Source organism: Aeromicrobium sp. (assembly GCF_032084975.1).
GTDB lineage: Bacteria > Actinomycetota > Actinomycetes > Propionibacteriales > Nocardioidaceae > Aeromicrobium.
Window position 1 is genome coordinate 1 of the sequence record NZ_DAMDLR010000112.1, and the last position, 5,959, is coordinate 5,959.

The 5,959-nt window shown below is 70.1% G+C and carries 11 protein-coding genes; 9 read left to right on the plus strand and 2 right to left on the minus strand.

The window, feature by feature from the left end:
- The 7 genes from RT323_RS15630 to RT323_RS15660 form a co-directional block, all read left to right on the plus strand.
- The coding region (locus tag RT323_RS15630) for a molybdopterin-dependent oxidoreductase (RefSeq protein WP_313410090.1) at positions 1–970 on the plus strand (970 nt) is incomplete at its 5' end.
- Positions 971–1,047: 77 nt separating this feature from the next.
- The gene (locus RT323_RS15635) at positions 1,048–1,668 is read left to right on the plus strand and encodes a fasciclin domain-containing protein (RefSeq protein WP_313410092.1); all 621 of its coding nucleotides are present in this window, start codon (positions 1,048–1,050) and stop codon (positions 1,666–1,668) included.
- A gap of 25 nt (positions 1,669–1,693) precedes the next feature.
- On the plus strand, positions 1,694–2,284 hold the full coding sequence (gene sigK, locus RT323_RS15640; RefSeq protein WP_313410094.1) for an ECF RNA polymerase sigma factor SigK: 591 nt from the start codon (positions 1,694–1,696) through the stop codon (positions 2,282–2,284).
- The gene (locus tag RT323_RS15645; protein ID WP_313410096.1) at positions 2,281–2,985 is read left to right on the plus strand and encodes an anti-sigma factor; all 705 of its coding nucleotides are present in this window, start codon (positions 2,281–2,283) and stop codon (positions 2,983–2,985) included. The genes sigK and RT323_RS15645 overlap by 4 nt, the downstream gene beginning before the upstream one ends.
- A 24-nt stretch (positions 2,986–3,009) precedes the next feature.
- Complete coding sequence (locus RT323_RS15650) at positions 3,010–3,297, plus strand: DUF1905 domain-containing protein (RefSeq protein ID WP_313410097.1); 288 nt, start codon at positions 3,010–3,012, stop codon at positions 3,295–3,297.
- A gap of 9 nt (positions 3,298–3,306) precedes the next feature.
- The gene (locus RT323_RS15655) at positions 3,307–3,549 is read left to right on the plus strand and encodes a superinfection immunity protein (RefSeq protein ID WP_313410099.1); all 243 of its coding nucleotides are present in this window, start codon (positions 3,307–3,309) and stop codon (positions 3,547–3,549) included.
- A gap of 4 nt (positions 3,550–3,553) precedes the next feature.
- Positions 3,554–4,141, plus strand: a complete 588-nt coding sequence (locus RT323_RS15660) for a DUF1992 domain-containing protein (RefSeq protein WP_313410100.1) — start codon at positions 3,554–3,556, stop codon at positions 4,139–4,141.
- On the opposite strand, the gene RT323_RS15665 is transcribed toward RT323_RS15660, so the two are convergent.
- Positions 4,101–4,724: an L-threonylcarbamoyladenylate synthase gene (locus RT323_RS15665; RefSeq protein WP_313410102.1), complete on the minus strand. Its 624-nt coding sequence runs from the start codon at positions 4,722–4,724 to the stop codon at positions 4,101–4,103. The two genes, RT323_RS15660 and RT323_RS15665, sit on opposite strands and share 41 nt — an antisense overlap.
- 24 nt (positions 4,725–4,748) lie before the next feature.
- Positions 4,749–4,895: a GPGG-motif small membrane protein gene (locus tag RT323_RS15670; protein WP_313410104.1), complete on the minus strand. Its 147-nt coding sequence runs from the start codon at positions 4,893–4,895 to the stop codon at positions 4,749–4,751.
- Positions 4,896–5,001: 106 nt separating this feature from the next.
- On the opposite strand from RT323_RS15670, the gene RT323_RS15675 reads away from it, so the two are divergent.
- Positions 5,002–5,793, plus strand: coding sequence for a phosphoadenylyl-sulfate reductase (locus RT323_RS15675; RefSeq protein ID WP_313410106.1), 792 nt, complete (start codon positions 5,002–5,004; stop codon positions 5,791–5,793).
- The coding region (locus RT323_RS15680) for an NAD(P)-dependent oxidoreductase (RefSeq protein ID WP_313410108.1) at positions 5,790–5,959 on the plus strand (170 nt) is incomplete at its 3' end. The genes RT323_RS15675 and RT323_RS15680, both read left to right, overlap by 4 nt.

The window sequence follows — 5,959 nt, forward strand, 5'->3', positions numbered from 1 at the left end:
CCGCGCTCGGGACGTGACCGACGTCGTCCTGCCGCGCGCGCTGCGGCCACTCGGGCCGCTGCCCGCCGGGCTGGAGCGGCGGTTCCGCGGCATCACGCGCTTCCAGACGCCGAACAAGGACTTCTACCGCGTCGACGTGAACCTGACCGTGCCGGTCGTCGACCACAAGAGCTGGCGACTGCGCATCGACGGCATGGTCGACCAGCCGTTCGAGCTGACCTTCGACGAGCTCCTCGAGCTGCCCATGGTCGAGCGCGACATCACGATGGCCTGCGTGTCGAACGAGGTCGGCGGACCCTATGTCAGCAGCGCCCGTTGGCTGGGAGTGCCGATCGGAGAGCTGCTCGATCGAGCCGGCGTGAAGCCCGGCGCCGACCAGATCCTGAGCACCGCCTTCGACGGCTTCACCATCAGCACTCCCCTGTCGGCGGCTCGTGACGGGCGCGACATGATCGTCGCCGTCGGCATGAACGGGACACCGCTCCCCCGTGCGCACGGCTTCCCCGCCCGGCTCGTCACTCCCGGGCTGTACGGCTACGTGGGGGGCACCAAGTGGCTGACGAAGCTGACCCTGACCACCTACGCCGAGAAGAAGGCCTACTGGACGGAGCGGGACTGGGCGATCGACGGGCCCGTCAAGATCGCCTCGCGCATCGACACGCCCGCCGCACTGCGTCCGGTCGAGGCCGGGCGCGTCATCGTGGCCGGCGTCGCGTGGGCCCCCAACCGCGGAATCGACCTGGTGCAGGTGAAGGTCGATGACGGCCCGTGGCAGGCGGCCGAGTTCGGCCCCGACGCCGGCATCGACTACTGGCGCCAGTGGTACCTGCTGTGGGACGCCGAGCCGGGCCGGCACACGCTCACCGTGCGTGCCCGGACCCCTGACGGCGAGTACCAGACCGAAGAACGCGCATCGACTTTTCCCGATGGTTCCAGTGGTCTTCAGCAGATCATCGCCCTGATCGAGTGAACCGACCCATCCGGATGGGGCACGGCCCCGAATCACTTCCCGACACGTCACCCAGCATCGAACCGAGAGGCACCATCATGAACCGCTCGATCCACCGCCGTTCCGCCGCCACCGCCGCCGCCGTCGTCCTGGCGTTCGGGCTCACCGCCTGCAGCTCCAGCGGCGACGACGCCTCCAGCGAGGCCAGCAGCACCCCCGACACGTCCGAGATGACCGAGGACACCGAGATGGCCATGGGCCCGTTCGGTCCCGGCTGCGCCGCCGTCCCCACCTCCGGCGAGGGCTCGGTCGAGGGCATGGCCGACGACCCGGTCGCCACCGCGGCGTCGAACAACCCCCTGCTCAAGACGCTGGTCAAGGCCGTGACGGCCGCCGACCTCGGCGACACCCTCAACGGCGCGCCTGCGCTGACGGTGTTCGCCCCGACCGACGACGCGTTCGCGAAGGTCCCGGCCGCGGACCTGGATGCGCTGCTGGCCGACAAGGACCAGCTCACGACCGTCCTGACGCACCACGTCGTCGAGGGCGAGATCGCTCCCGAGGACCTCGCCGGCGAGCACGAGACGCTCGCGGGTGACACCATCACGGTGGAGGGCTCCGGCGAGGAGTTCATGGTCGGCGAGGCCAGCGTCATCTGCGGCAACGTCCCGACCGCCAATGCGACGGTCTACGTCGTCGACTCCGTGCTGATGCCCTGACCTGCGATCGATTGAGGCTACTCCGGTGAATCACCTGCGAGCAGTGCCCTCGGGCGGCGAGGAATCGCCGCCCGAGGGCCTGGCCGACACCCTGAGGCGGTGCGGCCGAGGCGACGAGGCCGCCTTCGCTGCCCTGTACGACCAGACGTCGGCGCGGATCCACGGACTCGTCCGCCGGATCGTGCGTGACAGGGCCCAGAGCGAAGAGGTCACCCAGGAGGTCTTCCTCGAGGTGTGGCGACAGGCCGCGAGATTCGACCCCGCCCGGGGCTCGGCGCTCTCGTGGCTCATGACGATCGCCCACCGGCGTGCCGTCGACCGGGTGCGCAGTGCGGAGGCCGCCACGGCCCGCGACACCCAGCACGTCCAGCGCAACGTGACCGTCGCCCACGACTCCACCAGCGAGCTGGTCGAGGCTCGCCTGGATGCCCAGCGCGTGCGCCGCGGCTTGGCGACCCTGACCGAGACCCAGCGGGAGGCCATCGACCTGGCCTACTTCCGGGGATGTACCCACACCGAGGTCGCTGCGATGCTGGACGTGCCCGTGGGCACGGCCAAGTCCCGCATCCGAGACGGCCTGATCAGACTTCGAGACACGATGGGAGCAGAGCGATGAGCGACGTGCACGCCCTCTCGGGCGCCTACGCTCTGGACGCCGTCACGGACGCCGAGCGCGAGAGCTTCGAGCGGCACATGGCCGGCTGTGAGCCGTGCCAGGCCGAGGTCGCCAGCCTCCGCGAGACCGTCGCGGCGTTGAGCGAGCTCACCGTCGAGGAGCCGCCCCGCTCCCTGCGTGACTCCGTGCTCGCCTCGATCGGCGAGGTGCGTCAGCTGCCGCCCACTCCCCCGGCCCGCGAGAAGCGCCGCCGGTTCGATCCCCGACTGCTCGTCGCGGCCGCTGCCGCGGTCGTCCTGCTCGCCGGGGGCATCGGCACCGCCATCACCCAGCCGTGGAAGGACGACACGTCGGGACAGGTCCTGACGGCGGCCGACCGCGTGCTGCAGGACCCGAAGGCCCAGCGCGTCACGCAGACCTTCGACGACGGCGCCAGCGCCACGGTCGTCAGGTCGGCAGCCGAGGGCCGTGCCGTGATCGTCACGCACGACATGCCGGCAGCTCCGAAGGGCCACTCCTACGTGATCTGGCTGCAGCAGGGCGACGCGATGGTCAGGGCCGGCACGATGCCGCAGGGACCGGACAACACGCTGCTGCTGGACGGGGACGCCAGGACGGCCTCGGCCGCCGGAGTGACCGTCGAGGACGATCCCGAGACGGACGAGCCGACGTCGGACCCGATCGCCCTGTTCGCGTTCTGAGGCCGGATCCGCGAGGCTCGGGTCGTGTACGAATTCGAGTCCACGCTCTGGCGCTGGCGAGACGACGGGGCGTGGCACTTCCTCACGCTGCCCGAGGACGTGTCGGACGAGATCGACGACCGCACCGCCGTGCGGGCCAGCTTCGGCTCGGTGAAGGTCGAGGTGACCGTGGGCACCAGCACGTGGCGCACCTCGATCTTCCCCAGCAAGGACGCCGGTGCGTTCATCCTCCCCGTCAAGAAGGCCGTGCGCGTCGCGCAGGACTGCGGCGAGGGCGATCGGATCCGGGTGCGCCTGCGCCTGGAGTCGTAGACTCGAGACGTGCCCGATCTGATCACGGACAAGAGCGGCCGGCCGTTCCAGACGGTCTTCGGCTGGATCATCGCGCTGCTGACCGGTGGCTACATGATCCCGTGGGCGATCGCGGCCACGCGGGGCAAGTCCAACACGGGCGCCATCTTCTGGTTGAACCTGCTGCTCGGCTGGACCGTGGTGGGCTGGATCATCGCCCTGGTGATGGCCTGCACGTCCCACCAGGTGCTCGGGATCAGGAACCCTCGCTGAGGCGATGAACGAGGAAGCCCGCAACCGCGCCGCCCGGTACCGCATGGACCCGGACGCGCTCGACGCGAGCGAGGACGAGCAGCAGCAGGAGCCGCGCCCGCGTCGTCCCGAGGACCAGACCCTGTGGGTCGACCAGCAAATCCGCGCCGCGATGGCGCGAGGCGAGTTCGACGACCTCCCGTACGCCGGCAGGCCCCTGCCCCACATCGACACGGCCGCCGACCCGGACTGGTGGCTGCGTCAGTTCATCGAGCGCGAGAACATCACCGGTGTCCTGCCCGAGGCACTCCAGCTGCGCAAGGACGACGCCGCGCTGGACGGGCAGCTGGACTCACTCCGCTCCGAGGACGCCGTGCGGTCGGCCCTCGAGGACTTCAACCGGCGCGTGGTCGCGGCACGCCGGCAGCTGCAGGGCGGTCCCCCGGTGGTGACGCCCCTGCGGGACGTCGCGGCCGAGGTGTCGGCCTGGCGGGAGCGCCGGGCTCAGAGGCTGAGTCGCGCGGCGACGGAACGCGCCGCCGCCGAGACGGAGCGGCGCGATCGCCCCTCGCTCATTCGAAGGGCGTGGGATCGCCTGCGCCGACGCGCCTGACCTCGGCGTAGCCCTCGGAGAGGTCGACCACCGTGGTGGGCTCGCCGATGACCTCGTCGCCGGAGTCCACGATCGCGTCGATCCGGTCGTCGAGCGCCTCGGCGATCTGCCAGGCCTGGGTCATCGCCTCGGTCTCGTCGGGCAGGATCAGGGTCGACGACAGGAGCGGCTCGCCGAGCTCCTGGACGATCGCGAGGGCGACCTTGTGGTCGGGGATGCGCACGCCGACGGTCTTCTTCTTGGCCTGCAGCAGGCGCTTCGGCACCTCGGGCGTGCCGGGAAGGATGAACGTGTAGGGGCCGGGTGTCGCCGCCTTGACGGCGCGGAACACGGTGTTGTCCACGTGGACGAACTGCCCCAGCTGGGAGAAGTCGCGACACACCAGCGTGAAGTGGTGCTTGTCGTCGAGCTGGCGGATGGACCGGATGCGCTCCAGTGCGTCGGCGTTGCCGATCTGGGCTCCCAGGGCGTAGCCGGAATCGGTCGGATAAGCAATCAACCCGCCTCCCCGCAGCAACGCGACCGCCTGTTCGACGGTGCGCTGCTGCGGGTCGACGGGATGAATGTCGATGTAGCGAACCATGTTCGCCACCCTAGGCCTTCTGGGTCAGGTCAACAGACTGACGCCGCCCGGGCCGACGAGCAGAGCGATCACGATGAGCACTGCGCCCATCACGAAGTCGCGCTGGACGAGTCGGATGACTCCGAAGATGCCGATGATGAGTGCAGCAATCCACAAGATGAGGTCCCACATGGGGTGACTCCCTTCGTTAGGTTCGCCCCCACCTTGCCGCGAGTCGGGCATGTTCGCATGTTGGACGGACGGCGATCGTCGAAATTCCCGAACTACTGTCGGTGGGGTGAGCACCCCGACGCTGGCCGAGCGGCGCGAGCGCCAACTGGCACATCAGCGCGAACGCGACGCGAATCAGGCCGCGCGCGCCGCGCACGAACGCCCTCGGCGTTCACCCGATGAGCTGCGTGAGATCGCCGAGGAGGCCTGCGTCACATTCGCCGATTCGAGTGCCGACGAGGTCCTCGCGTGGGCCGCACAGGAGTTCGGTCAACTCACGGCCGTGGCGTGCTCGATGGCCGATGCGGTCCTGCCGCACGTCGTGGCCCGGCACATCCCGTGGGTCGACACCCTCTTCCTCGAGACCGGCTACCACTTCGCCGAGACCGTCGGCACGCGTCACGCCGTCGAGTCCTCGATGCAGCTGACGATCGTCGACGTCCTGCCGAGCCAGACCGTCGCCGAACAGGACGCCCAGTACGGCGAGCGGCTGTACGAGCGCGATCCGGCGCTGTGCTGCCAGCTGCGCAAGGTCGAGCCGCTCACCCGCACGCTGGGCCAGTACGAGGCCTGGGTGACGGGTGTGCGCCGCGAGGACAGCCCACTGCGGGCCGACACGCCGTTCGTCACGTGGGACGAGAAGAACGGCCTGGTCAAGATCAACCCGCTGGCCGACTGGACGTTCGACCAGCTCATCGCCTACGCCAACGAGCACGACGTGGTCCTCAATCCGCTGCTGAACGACGGGTACCCCTCGATCGGGTGCGCGCCGTGCACCCGGCGCGTGGCGCCCGGCGAGGACCCGCGCGCGGGCCGGTGGGCCGGCCTGGACAAGTCGGAGTGTGGCCTGCACACATGAGCTCGCCGTCCCCCCAGCAGTTCCCGCTCGGACTGCGCCTCGAGGGCCGGCGTGTGCTGGTCGTCGGCGGTGGCCACGTCGCGACCCGGCGCGCCTTCTCGCTCCTGGAGGCCCGTGCCGACGTGCACGTGGTCTCTCCCGAGGTCTCCGAGTCCCTGGCCTCCGC

Excerpts from the sequence above, each read along its gene's own strand:
- RT323_RS15670 (WP_313410104.1), bottom strand. The coding sequence starts at position 4,895 with ATGTGGGACCTCATCTTGTGGATTGCTGCACTCATCATCGGCATCTTC.
- RT323_RS15665 (WP_313410102.1), bottom strand. The coding sequence starts at position 4,724 with ATGGTTCGCTACATCGACATTCATCCCGTCGACCCGCAGCAGCGCACC.
- RT323_RS15645 (WP_313410096.1), top strand. The coding sequence starts at position 2,281 with ATGAGCGACGTGCACGCCCTCTCGGGCGCCTACGCTCTGGACGCCGTC.
- RT323_RS15635 (WP_313410092.1), top strand. The coding sequence starts at position 1,048 with ATGAACCGCTCGATCCACCGCCGTTCCGCCGCCACCGCCGCCGCCGTC.
- RT323_RS15660 (WP_313410100.1), top strand. The coding sequence starts at position 3,554 with ATGAACGAGGAAGCCCGCAACCGCGCCGCCCGGTACCGCATGGACCCG.